Genomic DNA, 17,109 nt, shown 5'->3' on the forward strand with positions numbered 1-17,109 from the left:
AAACGGCTCAGCCGCGAACCAGAAACACCGAGGCTTTGGTGTGGGTTGCAAGCTGCCCGCCATGGGAATGCATGAAATGGTCGGCAAGGTTGGGCACATGGGTTGCCATCACCACCAGATCGCAGCCAAGCTCATCTACGGCGCGTGCGAGCGACTGGTTGATGTCGACGGCCGGATCGTGGGCGACGACAACATGAATGTCGGTCGCCAAGCCGTGTTCGGATTCCTGCGCTTTCGCAAAGGCGTCGAGCTTTTGCCGGTATTCTTCCGGATTGTGGCCAAGCGCCCCCGGCGCCGATGACGTGACGCCGACATAGACGACGGATGCGCCATAGAGCTTGCCGAGATCGCCCGCAGCCTTCAGGCCGCGCTCAAGCTTCTCCGCATGGGCCAGATCGACGGGTACCATGATTTTCGTAAACATCGCGATTCCTGGATTTGCGGGTTTGCCGACCCGCCGGTTTCCTTCCCTCTTCCACAATCCCTGTGGGACCTTTCGCCAGCACGACATATGCCGATCACGAAAAAGCCACATTCTGTTTAGCATTTCGGTGCATGCCCCGCAAATCGAGCGAGGCATATTGTCGCTGTGTCGGGCTGAAGCGGACGCAAAAAAAGCCATGGCGCGCAGGGGCAGCCATGGCTTTTCAAAAAAATCGGAGGACGGCGATCAGGCCTCTTCGAGCTGGGGAAGAATCTGCAACTCGTAGAGGCGCCGGTAGGGCCCGTCATGGGCGAGAAGCTCTCGCTGCGGCCCCTGCTCCAGGATCTTCCCGTTTTCGAGAACGACGATGTTGTCGGCCGATGTGATCGTTGCCAGCCGGTGGGCAATCACGATCGTGGTGCGATCCTTGGTCAGCCGCTTCAGCGCATCCTGCACCAGCGATTCGGCATAGGAATCCAGCGCGCTCGTCGCCTCGTCGAGGATCAGGATATCGGCATCGCGCAACATCGCGCGGGCAATGGCCAGACGCTGTTTCTGGCCGCCGGAAAGATTGCCGCCGTTTTCGCCGACGAGCGAGTCATAACCATTGTTCATGTTCATGATGAAATCGTGCGCATGGGCCGCCTTGGCCGCCTCGATGATTTCCTCTTCGGTGGCTCCCTGACGACCAAGCTCCAGATTGTCCCTCACCGTGCCGTTGAACAGGAATGTATCCTGACCGACATAGGACATGTGCGCGCGAAGCGACTCGAAAGACACCTGCCTGAGGTCGAGACCGTTGACCGTGATCGTGCCTTCATCGGGGTCGAACATGCGCATGACGAGATTGATGATCGTCGATTTGCCGCCGCCGGACGCGCCCACCAGAGCCGTGGTCTTGCCCGCGGGAAAGACGAGGTTCAGGTTCTCGAACAGCGGTTTGTTCTCGTCATAGGAGAAACCGACATTGTCGAAGATGATTTCGCCACCGCCCGGAGGGACCGGCTGGGGGTTTTCGGCTTCGGTCAGCATGATTGGATGGTCCTTGAGCTCGTACATCATCCTGACGCCGACCATGGCCGATTCAAGATTCACACGCATGCGGGCCAACCGCTTGGCCGGCTCATAGGCCAGAAGCAAAGCGGTGATAAACGACATCAGCTCACCGGGGGTCTGGCTGCCGCCGACAACCCAAAGACCGCTCAGCGCGATCACGCCGGCGATTGCCAGACCCGACAGCGTTTCCATGATCGGGCTTGTGGCCGCGGAAAGCCGGGCGATGCTGTTGGCCCGATGCTCCACCTGGGAGACCTGCAGGTCCATGCGCTTGCGCATGTGCTCCTCAAGGCCAAACGCCTTGATGATGCGCACGCCTGTGGAGGCTTCCTGAACGCTTTCGATGATCTTTGCGAAGGCGGTGAGTTCCTGCTGCATGATATGGCGGACCTTGTTGGTCAGGTAGCGAACGCCGATAAAAGCTGCAGGTCCGAGAATAAAGGAAACAAGCGAAAGGATAGGCTGCTGGATGAACATCACGATGACCAGCCCGATCAGCGAAAACAGGTCGCGGATTGCCGAGGTCAGGATCAGATCCATCGCCGTCCTTGCTGCCTGGGCGTTGTTGGTCAGGCGCATGACAAGGTCGGAGGACGGAAACCGGATGAAGAAGTTCAAGTCCTGCTGCAGGATCCGGCTGAAGATGCTGCTTTGCGTCTTGGCGATGATATTGTTGCCGGCCTTGCTCAGGATCACGATCTGGAAGTAGGTCGCGATGCCCTTGACGATGAAGATCAGCGCCACGCCGCCCGCAAGCATGAACATGCGGTTCATGTCTTTCGAAACCACGGTTTCGTTGACGATGTCCTTCATGATCCATGCGCTCATGGAGGTCATGCCGGCGACAATCAGCATGGCGACCGTCGCCAGAGCATACCATGGAGCCTGGTCGCGCAGGTTCTCCGACAGCAGCCGATAAAGCAGGCTGCGGTTGGCCATGGGAATAAATCGCGCTGCGACCTTGTCGAGCAGACGCTTGAAAACAGAGGTTCTGGGCATTGGGATGCGTTGTTCCATATCGATTAGGGCCCTTCGCTGTCGCGCGGCAACACTGTCGTGCGCTCATCGTCCCATTCGGCATTGGGCGCCGACAAATAGGCCAATCGTCGCGCAAGGGCAAGGCCCGCACGTCCCGGTGAACGAAGAACAAGACAGAGGTGTGTCTTATCAGCCCCTCAAATACCGCAGCGCCGGGGCGCCCTCGCGCGGAAGATGCGAGGTCCGTCTGCGGGTCACCGTCAGCACCTTGTCTTCGCCCGGCAGCAGCGTGAAGCAATTGTCGGAATAGATGTCGTCGCCGCCGTGATCATAGGTCACATAGAGCGCCGGCCGATCAGTTGCGAGTATGATCCGGTCGTCTTCAGCGTGGACGGCGATGTTCGGCTCCCCGAAGCGATAGGCTTTCGACCGCTGCGGCAGATACTCGTTTTCGCCGAGATGATTGCCGTCGCCGTCGCGCCAGTCGAACAGAAGGAAGGTGCTTTCGCCAAGGCTTTCGGGACGGATGCGGGTGATCTCAACCACGGCATCCACGCTGGTGACCACGTCATAGGTTCCCAGTTCGGAAACCGTGCCATCGGCGGCATTCACGGTGCGCAGCCTGACGGTGATCGGCTTTTCGTCCTCGATATCGGAGACCGCGAGCAGAACGATCGCGCCGGTTGCCGGGTCCGGTTCCGCCGTCACCATCAGCGGCGCGAAGAAGCGGCGGGCGAGATACTGCGTGGTCTTCCAGCCGCCGCCATATTCGAGGCTCGACCAGCTTGCCACCGGCCAGGTGTCGTTCAACTGCCAGAACAGCGTGCCCATGGTGCGCGGCTTGTTTGAACGCCAGAATTCGATCGCCGTCTTCATCGCCAGGCCCTGCGAAAGCTGGCTCAGATAGACCATGTCCTCGAAACTGTCGGGGAAGCGGAAATAGCGCGCGATGGTTTCAACGATCCGGCTGTTGCCGCCGATATTGCGCTGGTGGACGTCCATGACTGCGGAGGAGACATTACGGTCCTCCGGCGCGGTGAAGCTTTCGATCACCCGCATCGAGGGAAACGACTGGAAGCCGAATTCAGAGCAGAAACGCGGGCGGACCGTGCGGTAATGCTCGAAATCCTTGGCCGAGTGCCAGACATCCCAGAAATGCATGTCGCCGGAGGTATCGACATGCCAGCCATCGCCGAAATCGAGCCGCCCGACCGAGGGCGATGACGGGCGGAACGGCAGGCCGATCGCCTCATCCTCGACCGCTTCCTCGAGCGCGTGGTTGAGGCGGTCATAGATCGCCAGATAGCGGTCGCGGTTCTCGATGCTCTCCTCGTACCAGCTGAGCGCGCCCACCAGTTCATTGTCGCCGCACCACAGCGCGATCGAAGCGAAGCGCGACAGCCGGCGCAATTGCTGGCGGGCTTCCACACGGACCAGATCGAGAAAGCGTCGTTCATGGGCGGGATAGTGGCTGCAGGCGAACATGAAATCCTGCCAGACCATGATGCCGAGTTCATCGCAGAGTTCGTAGAACCAGTCGGCCTCATACTGCCCGCCGCCCCAGACGCGGATCATGTTCATATTGGCCTCGACCGCCGAGACCAGCAGGTCGCTTACTTGGTCGGGCGTCGCGCGGGCCGGCAGGGCGTCGCCCGGAATCCAGTTGGCGCCCTTCATGAAGATCTCGCGGCCGTTGATTCGGAAGGCGAAACGGTGGCCGATCTTGTCGGCGTTGGTCAGCAGGGCAACGCTGCGCAGGCCGATGCGGAAATCGCGGCGCTCATCGCCAAGCGAAACCGCGAGATCGTAAAACGCCTGCTCGCCGTGGCCCGCCGGCCACCAGAGCCGCGGATTTTCGACCCGCACCGTTACCGTGACCCGGTTCTCCCCGGGCCATGCGGTCAGCATGCCCGTCGCCCGCGCGCCGTCGATTTCGACCACCGCCTCGGCTTCGGAAGGCGCAAAGGCGAAGGCATGGAAGGTCACGTCCAGTTCCACCGCGCCGCCCTCGTGACGCTGACGGATCGCGACGTCGTCAAGCCTCAGATCGCCGGTGCGCACCAGCGTGATATCGCCATAGAAGCCGAGCGGCGACAGCGCGATCCCCCAGTCCCAGCCGCCATGGCATTGCGCCCGGCGCAGGAAGTTCAAATGGCCGATCCGGCTGTTCTTGGTATAGGGAATCGGGAAGTCGGAGGCTTTCGCGCGGCGTTCGGCCTCTCGCGAATTGGAAAGGAACCGCACCGCGATCTCGTTCTCGCCCGCACGCAACAGCCCGGTCACGTCGAAGTCATAGCGCAGGAACTGGCTCTCGCAGCGTCCGGCAGGCTTGCCATTAACGCTGACCTCGGCCAGGCAGTCGACGCTTTCGAAGCGCAGCGTGAACCGGCCGCCCTCGATATCGGAAAGCTGGAAGCGCTTGACGGCGACCCATTCGGCCTCGTGGACCCAATCGGTTCTGGGCTCGTTGTCGCGGTAATAGGGGTCCTCGATCGCGCCGGCGGCCAGCAGCGCGGAATGGACATCGCCGGGCGCGGACAGCGTGACGGAACTGTTGTGAGCGTCGGAGGAAAACACCCAGTCGTCGTTGAGATCGAGAATATCCGTCATGCTGCTTCCGTCCGTTGAATTGAAACGACACCTTACTAAAGGCTTTTTGGTTCTCTCTAAACCGATTTTAAAGGGGCGGCGGTAGAATTTTGCGGCGTCTTGTCGCGCAGGGCGCATTTGACCCCTGCGCAATCAGCAGGCACATTTCCCGTATCCGTCCCTGGAGACCATGATGCGCCGTCTTTTCCTTCTCGCCCTCCTGCTTTTGCCGCTCGCGACGCCGGCCGCCGCCGGCGAGGTCACCGTCGCCGTTGCCGCCAATTTCACCGGCACCGCGGAGGAGATCGCCAAAGCCTTTCACGAAGAGACCGGACATGATGCGGTGCTGAGTTTCGGCTCAACCGGCAGGCTATATGCCCAGATCATTCACGGCGCGCCGTTTGACGTGTTTCTCGCAGCCGACGAGGCGCGCCCCGCGCGCGCGATCGCCGAAGGATACGCGGTGGAAGGCAGCGCCTTCGTCTATGCGCTCGGCGCGCTGGTGCTTTACAGCACCGATCCCGACCTTGTGGACCCGGAAGGCAAGGTGCTGTTCCATCCCGACCGCTTCGCAAAACTGGCGATCGCCAACCCGCGCACCGCTCCCTATGGCGCGGCGGCAGTGGAAGCGATGATGGCGCTCGGCCTCTACGAGACGCTCGCGGAACGGCTGGTCGAGGGGGAAAGCATCACCCAGGCCTACCAGTTCGTTGCCACCGGCAATGCCGCGCTCGGCTTCGTGGCCCTATCTCAGCTTGTCGGCAAACCTGGCGGCTCGCGCTATGAGGTGCCGGCCGATTTGTACAGCCCGATTGCCCAAGGCGCGGTTCTTTTGAACAAGGGCGAGAACAATATCGCGGCGCGGGCGTTTATGAGCTTCCTGAAGGGCGATACCGCCCGCAAAATTGTCGGAAATCACGGCTACCGGCTGCCGTCGTGATTCCTGGCCGTCGGGAATGGGCCCTGGAGCGGAAATAATGTGGGAAGCCGTATTCCTGACGCTGAAACTTGCCGGCGTCACGACCGTGTTCTTGATGATATTGGGCGTGCCGCTTGCGTGGTGGCTGGCGCGGTCGCACACATGGTGGAAGGAAGTGATCGGCGCAATCGTCGCCCTTCCGCTCGTCCTGCCGCCGACGGTGCTCGGCTTCTATTTGTTGATCGCGCTCAGCCCGCAAAGCCCGCTGGGCGCTGCGATCGGCGAAACCATCGGCTTCACCCTGCCCTTCACATTCGCGGGTCTCGTGGTTGGCTCGGTGATCTATTCGCTGCCCTTTGCCGTGCAGCCGGTGCGCAACGCCTTCGAGGCGATCGGCAATGATCCGCTGGAGGCGGCCGCGACGCTGAGGGCCGGACCGGTCGACCGCTTCTTCTCCATAGCCCTGCCGCTTGCCCGCCCCGGCCTCATCACCGGCGCGATCCTCGGCTTTGCCCATACCGTCGGCGAGTTCGGCGTGGTGCTGATGATCGGCGGCAATATTCCCGGCAAGACCAAGGTGCTCTCGGTGGCGATCTACGACTATGTCGAGACCCTGCAATGGGGCAAGGCGCATATCCTCGCCGCCGGCATGCTGGCGTTTTCCTTCATCGTCATCCTGTCGACAATGCTGATCGAGCGACGCATGCGGAGGCGCTTTCCATGAACGGTGACAGACTTTCCGCCCGCTTCGCCGGCCGTTTCGGCGCGTTTTTGCTGGATGCATCGTTCCGGTTTCCGAAAAGCGGGGTCACCGCGTTGTTCGGTCCCTCCGGCTGCGGCAAGACCAGCCTGCTGCGTTGTTTCGCGGGACTGGAACACCTGCCGGACGGGGAATTCTCGATCGATGGCGAGGTCTGGCAGGACGGCAGACGTTTCCGGCCGCCGCATCGCCGTGAGGTCGGCTATGTGTTCCAGCAGGCCAATCTGTTTCCCCATCTGACCGTTACCGACAACCTCCGCTATGGCGAGAAGCGGGCGAAGCGCGATGGCAAGGCGCGGTTTGACGAACTCGTTGAATTGCTCGGTCTTTCCAACCTTCTGGAGCGCATGCCGGCGCGGCTTTCCGGCGGCGAGCGCCAAAGGGTCGCGATCGCCCGCGCGCTGCTTTCGCAGCCGAAACTGCTGTTGATGGACGAACCGATGTCGGCGCTCGACATCCACGCGCGCCAGGAGATCTTTCCCTATCTGCAAAACCTCAGGCAGAGCCTTTCGATTCCGGCGCTCTATGTCACCCACGCGCCGGACGAGGTGGCGCGGCTCGCCGATCATCTTGCGGTAATGCGGGACGGCCACATCATCGCTTCCGGCCCCACTGCCGAAACGCTTGCCCGCCTCGACCTGCCGATGGCACATGAACACCGCGCCGGGATTTCGATCGACGCGCGGATCGCCGATATCGACCTCCACTGGCATCTCGCGCTTGCCAAGTTCGAAGGCGGCGCGCTGTGGATCGCCCATACCGGAAAACAGGTCGGCGAGCCGGTGCGCCTGATGATCCATGCCCGCGACGTCTCGATCGCGCTCACCGACAATCCGCACGTGTCGATCATCAACCGCATCCCCGCCACGGTGCGCGAGATGGCACGGGGCGATCATCCCTCCACCATGATCGTGCATCTGGAGATCGGCAAGAAGATCGTGATGGCGCGCGTGACCGCCCGCTCGGCGCATCTCCTCGACCTGGAACCCGGCATGACCGTCTATGCCCAGATCAAGTCGGTAGCGATCATCGGTTGACGCGGCCGCTATCCGACAGCGCCTCGGCCCGCCGCTATCCGCCCGGCACCCAGGCGCTTTCCGAGGATACTTTGCGGCAGAAATCGGCGGCGCTGCGGCGGGCGTGCTCGGCGACGCCGCGCAGGATGTTCTGGCCAACGGCCGTCTGATAGGTGGCGACGATCGGCATTGGCGGGAAGGGTTTGGCAACATTGACCCGGCACAGCAGGCCGTTCTCCAGTTCGCGCGCGATCGCGACCGAGGGGATCGCGGCGAGGCCGAAGCCGCCGATCAGCAGATTGATCATCGCAAACAGCGAGTTGGAACTGGTCAGTTTGGAGGCCAGCACCCGTTCGTCCTGAAAATAGGGCGCGACATAGGCATAGGGCGGCGTGCCCTTGGGGAAGGTGATGATCGGCATCCGCGACAATTCGTCGACGCTGTAGGTGGTGTTGCGGTCGACCGCCGCGGGGGCCGCAGCCCAGACCATTTCGTAATAGCAGATGATGAAGGAGCGGTAACTGTCGCCGATCGCGGGCTCGATCCCGAAAATCAGGTCGAACTCGCCATGGGCGAGGCCGGCGATGAGATCGCGCGTGCCCTCGATCGTCAGTTCGACCCTGAGATTCGGCATCGCCTGGCTCAGCGCCTCGATGAAATCGGGCATCCAGGTGGCGACCACGGAATCGATCGCGCCAATGCGCACGATATAGGCGGCGTCGCTGCCGCCCTCCTTCAGGTCGGATTTCAGCGTGTTGAGCTTTTCCAGCACATCCTGGAAAACGCGCAGCGCCTCCTCGCCCGCCGGCGTCAGCCGGAATTCGCGGTCGCCGCGCTCCACAAGCCGGCAGGCGTAATCGCGCTCGAGAATGGCAAGGCGCGAGGAAATGGCCGGCTGGGTGGTGTTCAGCTCCCGGGCGGTGCGGCCGAAATGCCGGTTGCGGGCAAGCGCCACGAAGGTGGCCATGTCGATGATGCGCATCGCCATACGCTACCAGCCTCCGCAGGGACGCACAATCAGGGTCAGCGGGCAAGAACGCGAATGCGTTCGGGATCGATGGAAAGCGCGACCTCGTCGCCCGGCTGCAGCACGGTCTCGTTGTCGGTCAGAAGCCGGATGGTCTCGCCTGCAAGATCCAGCACATAACGGTTGCGGGCACCGAGATAGACCCGGGTCTTGACCTTCGCCTTCAGCCCCTCGCCTGAAGCTGCGACGGCCAAATCCTCCTGCCGCAATACGACCGAGACCGGGCCGGCCGGCGCTTCCGTCGAAACCGCGAGGCGTTGCCCATCCTCCAGCACCACGATGCCGCCCGCCTCAAGCTCGCCCTTCAACACATTGGCAGAGCCGATGAAGCCGGAGACGAACGCGGTCGCCGGGCGGGCGTAGATCTCGGCAGGCGCGCCCTCCTGCTCGACCTTGCCGGCGTTCAGGAGCACCACCCGGTCGGAGAGGCTCAGCGCCTCCTCCTGGTCGTGGGTCACGAACAGCGTGGTGAGCCCGAGGCGGCGGTGGATCTCGATCAGCTCCACCTGCATGTCCTCGCGCAGCCGGGCGTCGAGGTTGGAAAGCGGCTCGTCGAGCAACAGCACTTTCGGGTTGGAGACGATGGCGCGGGCCAGCGCCACGCGCTGTTGCTGGCCGCCGGAAAGCTGGCGCGGATAGCGGTCGGAAAGATGGCCGAGCTGCACCGTCTCCAGCGCAGCCTTGACCCGCTCATCCTGCTCCTCGCGCATGCCGATCCGGCGCATGCGCAGCGGAAAGCGGACATTCTCGTAAACGCTCAGATGCGGCAGCAGCGCATAGGACTGGAACATCATCGCGATATCGCGCTTTTCCGGCGGCAGTCCCGTCACATCCTGGCCATCGATGACAACATGACCGCCGGTGACGGCCTCAAGCCCGGCAACGGTGCGCAGAAGCGTGGTCTTGCCGCAGCCGGATGCCCCCAGCAGGCTGACGAATTCGCCAGAGGACAGCGCGAGGTCGATGCCGTGAAGGACCTCTACCTTGCCGTAGGACTTCCTGATCCGATCGAGATGAATATCCGACATGATTATATTCCTAGGCCGAGGCGAATTTCCGGATACCGAGCACGCGGTCGATAACCAGAATGAGGATGACGGTGAGCGCGATCATGATCGTGGAGACCGCGGCGACGGAGGGGTCGGGGCTGAATTCGAGCTGGCCGTAGATCTGCACCGGCAGCGTGGTCATGTCCGGGGTGCGCAGGAACAGCGACAGCACCGCCTCGTCGAACGAGATGTTGAAGGCGAAGAACGCGCCGGCGGCAAGCCCCGGCCGGCATTGCGGCAGCACCACGAACACGAGCCTCTGGATGCGCCCCGCCCCCATGGTGCGGGCCGCCTCCTCGATGAAGGGATCGGACTCGCTCAAAACGGCGAGCGTGGTGCGCACCACATAGGGCAGCGTGATCGCGGTATGGCCGATCCACAGCGTGACGAAGGAGACCGGCCCGAAAGCGGCGCTCCAGAACATCAACAGGCCGATGGCGTAGATGATCGTCGGCAGGATCAGCGGCGACAGGAACAGCGCGCCGAGCAGCTCCGATTGGGGCAATTGCCTCCGGTGGATCGCGATCGCCGCCGCGCCGCCGATGGTGACGGAGGAGAGCGTCACCAGCAGCGCGATGCCGAGGCTCAAGGCCCCTGATGAGAGATAGGCGCTCGATGACAGCACCTTCTGATACCATTCGAGCGAGAAGCCTTTCGGCGGGAACGCGATGAACTGGTTGGCCGAAAACGAGGTGCCGATCACCACCACCAGCGGCGCCAGCATGACCAGCACGATCAGCGCGATGAACACCACCGTCGCGATCTTCAGCCATAGCGGAACGGCCTTAACCATGACGGCCTCCCGTCAGCCTGAAATAGGGGATGAGGGTGAGCGCGATGCCGAGGAACAGGATCACGGCCTGGGCGGCGGCGAAGTGCCAGTCGAGGGTTTGCGTGACCGAGGAATAGATCGAGGCCGCCAACACCTGGAGACGCGGCCCGCCAAGGAGACTCGGCGTCACGAACGAACTCGCCGACAGCGTGAAGGCCAGGAGCGAGCCGGCGGCGATGCCCGGCATGGCAAGCGGCAGCACCACATGCCGGAACGATTGCAGGAACGAACAGCCCATGGTGCGCGCGGCTTCCTCCAGCCGCTGGTCGATGCGGGTAACGACGCCGAGGATCGACAGCGTCATGAACGGCAACAGCACCTGCACCATGCCGATCACGATCGCGGTTTCGGTGCGCATCAGCGTGAAATTGCGCTTCACCAGCCCGAGATCGTAAAGCGTGGAGGAGATGATGCCGCCGCGCTCGAAGATCACCATCCAGCCGAAGGTGCGGATCACCACGCTGGTCATCAGCGGCAGCAGGATTACGATGATCAGCCACAGCCTGAGCCGCGGCCCGGCGCGCGCCATGATATAGGCAAGCGGAAAGCCGACAAGCGCTGCGATCAGCGTGATGATGAAGGACAGCCGGATCGTGCGCCACAGCACGTTGAGATAATAGGGCTCGCGGATAAATTCGGCAAAATGGGCAAGGGTAAAGCCCTCCGGCCCCATGACCGACAGCATCAGCATGCGCGCGATCGGCAGGAAGAACGCCAGCGCCAGCAGCAGCAGGCCGGGCGACACCAGAAGCGCGTTTTCTGCACGGTCGGACTTCATCCGCTGGATTTCCTCTTGTTGATGCTGCGCGCGGTAGAAGCGTCTAAACATAGCGCATCCGTCCCGCATAGCCCCCCAATCTTCTCGCCCCGGCGGGGAGAGATGTCGCGAAAGCGACAGTGAGGGGCGAGTCCATCCACTTGGATGCCCTCACGAATGGGCACGCCGTTTCATCCCACCGCCCTTTTCGGGGCAGTTCTCCCGCAAGCGGGAGAGCGTAACGGGCGCAAGCCGCAGGGTCGATGCGGCTCCGACTTCAATGTTTCACCCCGCACCCCGGCCAAGCCGGGATGCGGGGCCGGCGCACCGCCTTATTGCGCGATTGCCTTGTTCCACTCAACCACCCAGTCGGCGCGGTTGGCCTCGATCGTTTCCGGGTCGAAACGCAGCAGGCTTGCCACGCCTTCCTCGCCATAGGCGACGTCGGCGGCCACTTCGTCCGGCAATTCGGCCTTGGAATTGGTCGGCGTATAGCGCAGCGCCTCGGCGAAGCAGGCCTGGGCCTCCGGCGAAAGCTCGGTATCGATGAACTTCAGCGCCAGATCCTGATTGTCGCGGCCGGCCACCAGATTGGCCGTGATGTAGCTTGCCGGCGTGCCTTCCGCGCCCTGCTGGAACTTGATCGGAAGGCCGGCCTTTCTGAGCGTATAGGCATAGTCGGAGGCATAGGGCGCCACGAAAGTGCCGCCCTGGGCGAAGGCCTGCTGGATTTCCGGCGATTTCGAAACCACGAAAGCGCCGTTTTCAAGCATGGCCTTCACCGCGTCGAGCCCCGGCTGGATATTGTCGAGATCGCCGCCGGCAACCTGGTTCAGCATCAGGAAGCCGAACAGGCCGTAGGTATTGGAGATATCGGTGAGCACCAGCCCCTCGGCAAGCTCGGGCTCCATCAGGTCCGCCCAATTGGACGGCGCTTCGGAAAGCTCGTCGCTGTTGTAAAGCAGGCCGATGGCGGCAATCTGGTAGGCCGGGCCCTCGCCTTCCGCCATCTTCGCGCCGGCGAAGGGGTAGAGGTCTGCGGCATTGGAAAGCTTCGCCGCATCGATCGGCGCGAGCAGACCTTCCTTGGCGCCGACGATTTCCTGGCCGCCGGAGAAGTGGATCACGTCATATTGCGGCGCGTCCTTCTGGGCGCGAAGCTGGGCGAAGGCATCGGCCGAATAGGCGGTGACGATCTTGACGTCGGCGCCGGTTTCGGCCGTGAACGGATCGATCACGCATTTGCGGTGCGCCTCCTCATAGGCGCCGCCGAAGGAATTGATGGTGATTTCCGCGGCGAAGGCGGGCACGGCGGCAACCACCGAAACACCGGCCAGCATTGCTGTAACAAGTTTCATGCTATTCCCTTCCTCTTGGTTATCGGATGATCAGGCGAGGCGCCCGATCTCCACTTTCTTTGCGCCCTCGGTGCGGATCAGCCGGCACTGGGCCGCGACCGCCTCGAGATTTTCCGTCATCTTGCCGAAATAGGTGCAGGGTATCCACCCGGTCGGGCCAAAAGTGCGCCCGCCGACGCCGTAGAACATGCCGATCTCCCAGAACTCGTCGGGATCGATCTTGAAGAAGTTCTTCGGCTGATAGAACCACAGCAGTTCGCCCGGCTCGGGCAGGATGGTCTGGTTTTCCGGCGGCAATTTGGTCGGGTCGAAATTGCGCGCCTCCTCCGGCAGGCCCATCATGATTTCGGGTCCGGAGAAGATCGCGTGGGTCGCTGGCCACTGGATCGGCTTTTCGAGCGCGCCCCACAGGGCGGCGCAGGTCTCGGGGGCGTTTTCCCAATAAAGGGAAATTATGCCCTGAACATTAGCATCCACGAATTTAAGATAAAGTTTTTTATCGCTCACAGAAGGGCTCCCAATCATTTCAACGAGCAGGAAACCGGAAATTCGCGAGCGCTGTCCAATTTCAATTTCGCATGCGCCGATCAGAAATTTTTATCGTGCCTCGCGCATCGCCACGCTTTTAGGGAACGATCCAAATGCCGCAAAGCCTCGGCCCCTGTTCGCGTCGCTCACGCGCTCGCGCGAATGTGAGCGGACAGGTCGCTGATTTTCGGCATCGCCGCTTGCCTTGGCCTATTTCGGGCGGTCTACTGCCGGACGATAACGCGGAGATGAACATGATCGACAGACGCACGATTTTGACGGGAATGCTGGCTGCCGGCGGGCTTTCCGCCTTGTCTCTGCGCCCCGCCCTTGCCCATGAGCCATCCCCGAAAGAGGTCTTCGCCGATCCGGCCGCCCCCGTGCTCGGCAATCCCGAGGGCGATGTGACGGTGGTCGAATATTTCGATTTCCAGTGCACCTATTGCAAGCGCGACTATCCGATGATCCGCGACGTCGTCGCCAGAGACGGCAATGTCAAGCTGGTGATGAAGGATTGGCCGATCTTCGGGCCGGTCTCGGTCTATGCCGCTCAGGCGGTGCAGGGCGCGGCAGCACTCGGCGACTACGAGACCGCGCTCGACGCGCTGATGCGGGCCAAGACCCGGCTGACCCATGAAAAGGTCGAGGAAATCCTGACCGATGCGGGGCTCGATTTCGATGCGATCGCCGCGAGCGTGACAAAAAACCAGGATGCGATCGGGGCCCTTCTCGACCGCAATTACCATCAGGCCGAAGCCTTCCAGTTCAACGGCACACCGTCCTTCGTGATCGGCCGGACGGTCTATCCGGGCGTTCTCGACCGCGCGCTTCTGGAAGAAGCCATCGCCAAGGCCCGCGCCGCGTAAAACGGCGCGATAAGGGGCTGGACCGCCAGCCAACGGGCCTATAGCCTCTCGGTTTCCAACAGCACGAGAGCCGAGCATGAGCACACTGACCCGCTTTTCCGTCGCCCCCCTTTCAGACATGACCCGAAAGCTTGCCGATGTCGCTTCCGGCAGGGCTGATCCCGATCTGGTGATCGCCGGCGCGCGGCTGCTGTCGACCTATAGCGAGCGAATACTCGAGGACCGCGAAATCTGGCTTTCCGGCGGGCGGATCGCCGCCGTGAAGCCCGCCGGCAGCTATCAGGGCCGCTCGGCCGCAAGCTATGACGTCAAGGGCGGCATCATCGCGCCCGGCCTTGTCGACCCGCACCTGCATATCGAGAGCAGCATGGTGACGGCCTGCGCCTATGCCGAGGCGGCGCTCTTGAACGGCACCACCACGATCTTCTGCGACAGCCACGAGATCGGCAATGTCATGGACGTCGCCGGCGTCGAGGCGATGCTGGAGGATGCCCGCCAGGCGCCGCTTTCGATCTACCTCACCGTGCCCTCCACCGTGCCCGCGACATCCGCCGAGATGGAAACAGCCGGCGGCGACCTGACGCCGGACAAGATCGCCCAGATCTTCGACAAATGGCCGGAAGCCCTGGCGCTTGGCGAGAAGATGGATTTCGTGCCGGTTGCCATGAGCGACGAGCGCTCGCATGCGATCATCGCCGAGGCGCTGAAACGCGGCCGGCCGGTCTCCGGCCATGTCTATGGCCGCGAGTTCGTGGCCGCCTATGCCGCGGCCGGCGTCACCGACACCCATGAGGCGATCGATCGCGATATCGCCAACGACCTTCTGGAGGCCGGCGTCTGGATCTTCCTGCGCGGCGGTCCGCCGACCACGCCGTGGCATTCGCTTCCGGAAGCGATCAAGGCGATCACCGAGCTCGGCGCTTCTCACAAGCGCGTGGCGGTGTGCACTGACGACCGCGATGCCGACGATCTCCTGATGTTCGGCCAGGACTGGGTGACGCGCCAGGCGGTGAAGGCCGGCATGAAGCCGGAACAGGCCTGGGCGATGGGCTCGCTCCACGGCGCCACCCGCTTCGGCCTCGGCGACGAGATCGGCGGTCTCGGCGGCGGCAGGCGGGCCGATCTGGTGCTGCTCGACGATACGCTGCAGCCGATCAACACCTGGTATGGCGGCGAACTGATGGTCGAGGACCGCAAGGTGACCGCGACGCTCGACGAGGCGCTTTCGGAGCGCTGGCGCTATCCCGATGCCGCCTATCACACCGTCAAGCTGCCCAAGGAAGTAAAGCTCGTTCCCGAACTGCCGGTCGAGCGGGTCAAGGCCCACTGCATCCGCACCGAACTGCCGGGGATCATGGCGGTTCACGAGGTGATCGAGCTGGAGCCGGCCAATGACTGGCAGAGCCATTTCGACCGCCACGATCTCTGCTTCGTCTCCGTGGTCGAGCGCCACGGCAAGTCCGACGGCAATGTCGCCCACGGCCTGTTGTCGAACTTCTCGCTGAAGCGCGGCGCGGTCGCCTCCTCGGTTGGTCATGACAGCCACAACATCATCGTCGCCGGCACAAACGAGGCCGACATGCAAGCGGCGGTGCGCGCGATCGAGGAAAAGCAGGGCGGCGTCTGCGTGGTTGCCGACGGCAAGGTCCGCGCCATGGTGGAACTGCCGATCGCGGAGCTTCTCTCCGACAAGCGCGTTCACGACGTGGCCGACGACCTGCGCGTGCTGAAGCTTGCCTGGGAAGAGGCCGGCTGCTCCATCCCCTATATGGGCTTCAACCTGATCCCGCTTTCCGTGATCCCCGAAATCCGGATCACCGACAAGGGCCTGGTGCTGGTGCCGGAGATGGAGATCACCGCCCTGTTCGAGCCGGTCTGAGGCCGGCCCCCCTCAGTTCAGCCGTTCGCCGCTCTTGCGGTCGAAGATGTGCAATGCGCCATGGCCAAGCTGCAGCGCCTGGCCTGCGCCGATCTCGAAATCCGGACGATCCCGGAGCACCACCGAAAGCGGCTGATCGCCGAAGCGGAGCTCGACAAAAGTTTCCGATCCGGTCGGCTCGATATTCTCGACGCTCGCCTGCAACGGGCCTTCCGATGCCAGCCGGATTTCCTCCGGGCGCTTGCCGATCAGCACCTCATGACCCTCGGCAAGGCTCGCCGGCGCTGCAATGCCCGAAGGCGCGCCGCCTGCAAGCGCGAGCTGCCCGCCGCTGACAGTCGCGGGGAACAGGTTCATGGCCGGCGAGCCGATGAACTGGGCGACGAAAGCATTGGCGGGGCGATCGTAGAGTTCCAGCGGCGAGCCGACCTGCTCGATCCGCCCGCCCTGCATGACCACGATCCGGTCGGCCATGGTCATCGCCTCGATCTGATCGTGCGTGACATAGACCATGGTGGTCTTCAGCCGGCGATGCAGCGTCTTGATCTCGCCGCGCATCTGCACGCGAAGCTTGGCGTCGAGGTTTGATAGCGGCTCGTCGAACAGGAAGACCTGCGGATTGCGCACGATCGAGCGGCCCATGGCCACGCGCTGGCGCTGGCCGCCGGAAAGCGCGCGCGGCTTGCGCTCCAGAAGCGGCGTCAGGCCGAGGATTTCGGCGGCCTCGCGGACCTTTCGCTTCTTTTCCTCCTTCGACGCGCCGGCAAGCGTCATCGAGAACGCCATGTTCTCCTCAACCGTCATATGCGGATAGAGCGCGTAGTTCTGGAACACCATGGAGATGTCGCGGGCCTTCGGCGGCAGCGCGTTGACCACCTTGCCGCCGATCGATATCTCGCCGCCGGTAATATCCTCGAGCCCCGCGATCATGCGCAGCAATGTCGACTTGCCGCAGCCGGAGGGACCGACCAGCACCACGAATTCGCCATCCGCAATCTCGGCATCGACGCCATGGATGACCTCGACGCTGCCATAGCGCTTGGCGACCTTGTTGAGCGTTACACTTGCCAT

Annotated in this window: 15 protein-coding genes; 5 read left to right on the forward strand and 10 right to left on the reverse strand. The window is 62.9% G+C overall.

Going from position 1 to position 17,109, the window contains the following annotated elements; all coding sequences use genetic code 11:
* Window positions 1–7 precede the first annotated feature (7 nt).
* The 3 genes from V6766_RS02355 to V6766_RS02365 form a co-directional block, all read right to left on the reverse strand.
* Window positions 8–424 carry a universal stress protein gene (locus V6766_RS02355; RefSeq protein WP_448463250.1) on the reverse strand — a complete coding sequence of 139 codons (417 nt, stop codon included), beginning with the start codon at window positions 422–424 and terminating at the stop codon, window positions 8–10.
* 246 nt (window positions 425–670) lie between these two features.
* Window positions 671–2,419, reverse strand: a complete 1,749-nt coding sequence (locus V6766_RS02360; RefSeq protein WP_448463889.1) for an ABC transporter ATP-binding protein — start codon at window positions 2,417–2,419, stop codon at window positions 671–673.
* Between the two features lie 228 nt (window positions 2,420–2,647).
* Window positions 2,648–5,068, reverse strand: coding sequence for a beta-mannosidase (locus V6766_RS02365; protein ID WP_448463252.1), 2,421 nt, complete (start codon window positions 5,066–5,068; stop codon window positions 2,648–2,650).
* Window positions 5,069–5,240: 172 nt separating this feature from the next.
* Between V6766_RS02365 and modA the strand changes: the two genes are divergently transcribed.
* Genes modA through modC form a run of 3 tightly spaced genes read left to right on the forward strand, consistent with a single transcriptional unit; the run spans window position 5,241 to window position 7,763 of the window.
* Window positions 5,241–5,987 carry a molybdate ABC transporter substrate-binding protein gene (gene modA / locus V6766_RS02370; RefSeq protein WP_448463254.1) on the forward strand — a complete coding sequence of 249 codons (747 nt, stop codon included), beginning with the start codon at window positions 5,241–5,243 and terminating at the stop codon, window positions 5,985–5,987.
* A gap of 37 nt (window positions 5,988–6,024) precedes the next feature.
* Entirely contained in the window at window positions 6,025–6,690 is a 666-nt protein-coding gene (gene modB, locus V6766_RS02375) for a molybdate ABC transporter permease subunit (protein ID WP_448463256.1), read from the forward strand.
* Window positions 6,687–7,763, forward strand: coding sequence for a molybdenum ABC transporter ATP-binding protein (modC, locus tag V6766_RS02380; RefSeq protein WP_448463258.1), 1,077 nt, complete (start codon window positions 6,687–6,689; stop codon window positions 7,761–7,763). The genes modB and modC overlap by 4 nt, the downstream gene beginning before the upstream one ends.
* Before the next feature lie 34 nt (window positions 7,764–7,797).
* Here modC and V6766_RS02385 read toward each other — a convergent pair whose 3' ends face one another.
* The 6 genes from V6766_RS02385 to V6766_RS02410 form a co-directional block, all read right to left on the reverse strand.
* Window positions 7,798–8,730: a LysR family transcriptional regulator gene (locus V6766_RS02385; protein ID WP_448463260.1), complete on the reverse strand. Its 933-nt coding sequence runs from the start codon at window positions 8,728–8,730 to the stop codon at window positions 7,798–7,800.
* A gap of 35 nt (window positions 8,731–8,765) precedes the next feature.
* The gene (locus V6766_RS02390; RefSeq protein ID WP_448463262.1) at window positions 8,766–9,797 is read right to left on the reverse strand and encodes an ABC transporter ATP-binding protein; all 1,032 of its coding nucleotides are present in this window, start codon (window positions 9,795–9,797) and stop codon (window positions 8,766–8,768) included.
* A 10-nt stretch (window positions 9,798–9,807) separates the two neighbouring features.
* Window positions 9,808–10,611 carry an ABC transporter permease gene (locus V6766_RS02395; RefSeq protein WP_345899883.1) on the reverse strand — a complete coding sequence of 268 codons (804 nt, stop codon included), beginning with the start codon at window positions 10,609–10,611 and terminating at the stop codon, window positions 9,808–9,810.
* Window positions 10,604–11,428 carry an ABC transporter permease gene (locus V6766_RS02400; protein WP_448463264.1) on the reverse strand — a complete coding sequence of 275 codons (825 nt, stop codon included), beginning with the start codon at window positions 11,426–11,428 and terminating at the stop codon, window positions 10,604–10,606. The genes V6766_RS02395 and V6766_RS02400 overlap by 8 nt, the downstream gene beginning before the upstream one ends.
* 311 nt (window positions 11,429–11,739) lie before the next feature.
* Entirely contained in the window at window positions 11,740–12,765 is a 1,026-nt protein-coding gene (locus V6766_RS02405) for an ABC transporter substrate-binding protein (protein WP_448463266.1), read from the reverse strand.
* Between the two features lie 30 nt (window positions 12,766–12,795).
* Window positions 12,796–13,272, reverse strand: coding sequence for a DUF3830 family protein (locus V6766_RS02410; protein ID WP_448463269.1), 477 nt, complete (start codon window positions 13,270–13,272; stop codon window positions 12,796–12,798).
* Between the two features lie 275 nt (window positions 13,273–13,547).
* Here V6766_RS02410 and V6766_RS02415 point away from each other — a divergent pair, with 275 nt between their 5' ends.
* The gene (locus V6766_RS02415; protein WP_448463271.1) at window positions 13,548–14,159 is read left to right on the forward strand and encodes a DsbA family protein; all 612 of its coding nucleotides are present in this window, start codon (window positions 13,548–13,550) and stop codon (window positions 14,157–14,159) included.
* 76 nt (window positions 14,160–14,235) lie between these two features.
* On the forward strand, window positions 14,236–16,038 hold the full coding sequence (locus V6766_RS02420) for an adenine deaminase (protein ID WP_448463273.1): 1,803 nt from the start codon (window positions 14,236–14,238) through the stop codon (window positions 16,036–16,038).
* Window positions 16,039–16,050: 12 nt separating this feature from the next.
* On the opposite strand, the gene V6766_RS02425 is transcribed toward V6766_RS02420, so the two are convergent.
* Window positions 16,051–17,109: an ABC transporter ATP-binding protein gene (locus V6766_RS02425; protein ID WP_448463275.1), complete on the reverse strand. Its 1,059-nt coding sequence runs from the start codon at window positions 17,107–17,109 to the stop codon at window positions 16,051–16,053.

The sequence above is a fragment of the Martelella sp. AMO21009 genome (assembly GCF_053484295.1).

What these genes read in the sequence shown, in the direction of transcription:
- modA (WP_448463254.1), top strand. Translation starts at nt 5,241, where the DNA reads ATGCGCCGTCTTTTCCTTCTCGCCCTCCTGCTTTTGCCGCTCGCGACG.
- V6766_RS02365 (WP_448463252.1), bottom strand. Translation starts at nt 5,068, where the DNA reads ATGACGGATATTCTCGATCTCAACGACGACTGGGTGTTTTCCTCCGAC.
- V6766_RS02415 (WP_448463271.1), top strand. Translation starts at nt 13,548, where the DNA reads ATGATCGACAGACGCACGATTTTGACGGGAATGCTGGCTGCCGGCGGG.
- modC (WP_448463258.1), top strand. Translation starts at nt 6,687, where the DNA reads ATGAACGGTGACAGACTTTCCGCCCGCTTCGCCGGCCGTTTCGGCGCG.
- V6766_RS02360 (WP_448463889.1), bottom strand. Translation starts at nt 2,419, where the DNA reads ATGGCCAACCGCAGCCTGCTTTATCGGCTGCTGTCGGAGAACCTGCGC.
- V6766_RS02385 (WP_448463260.1), bottom strand. Translation starts at nt 8,730, where the DNA reads ATGGCGATGCGCATCATCGACATGGCCACCTTCGTGGCGCTTGCCCGC.
- V6766_RS02355 (WP_448463250.1), bottom strand. Translation starts at nt 424, where the DNA reads ATGTTTACGAAAATCATGGTACCCGTCGATCTGGCCCATGCGGAGAAG.
- V6766_RS02425 (WP_448463275.1), bottom strand. Translation starts at nt 17,109, where the DNA reads ATGGCAAGTGTAACGCTCAACAAGGTCGCCAAGCGCTATGGCAGCGTC.
- V6766_RS02420 (WP_448463273.1), top strand. Translation starts at nt 14,236, where the DNA reads ATGAGCACACTGACCCGCTTTTCCGTCGCCCCCCTTTCAGACATGACC.
- V6766_RS02395 (WP_345899883.1), bottom strand. Translation starts at nt 10,611, where the DNA reads ATGGTTAAGGCCGTTCCGCTATGGCTGAAGATCGCGACGGTGGTGTTC.
- V6766_RS02400 (WP_448463264.1), bottom strand. Translation starts at nt 11,428, where the DNA reads ATGAAGTCCGACCGTGCAGAAAACGCGCTTCTGGTGTCGCCCGGCCTG.
- V6766_RS02405 (WP_448463266.1), bottom strand. Translation starts at nt 12,765, where the DNA reads ATGAAACTTGTTACAGCAATGCTGGCCGGTGTTTCGGTGGTTGCCGCC.
- V6766_RS02390 (WP_448463262.1), bottom strand. Translation starts at nt 9,797, where the DNA reads ATGTCGGATATTCATCTCGATCGGATCAGGAAGTCCTACGGCAAGGTA.
- modB (WP_448463256.1), top strand. Translation starts at nt 6,025, where the DNA reads ATGTGGGAAGCCGTATTCCTGACGCTGAAACTTGCCGGCGTCACGACC.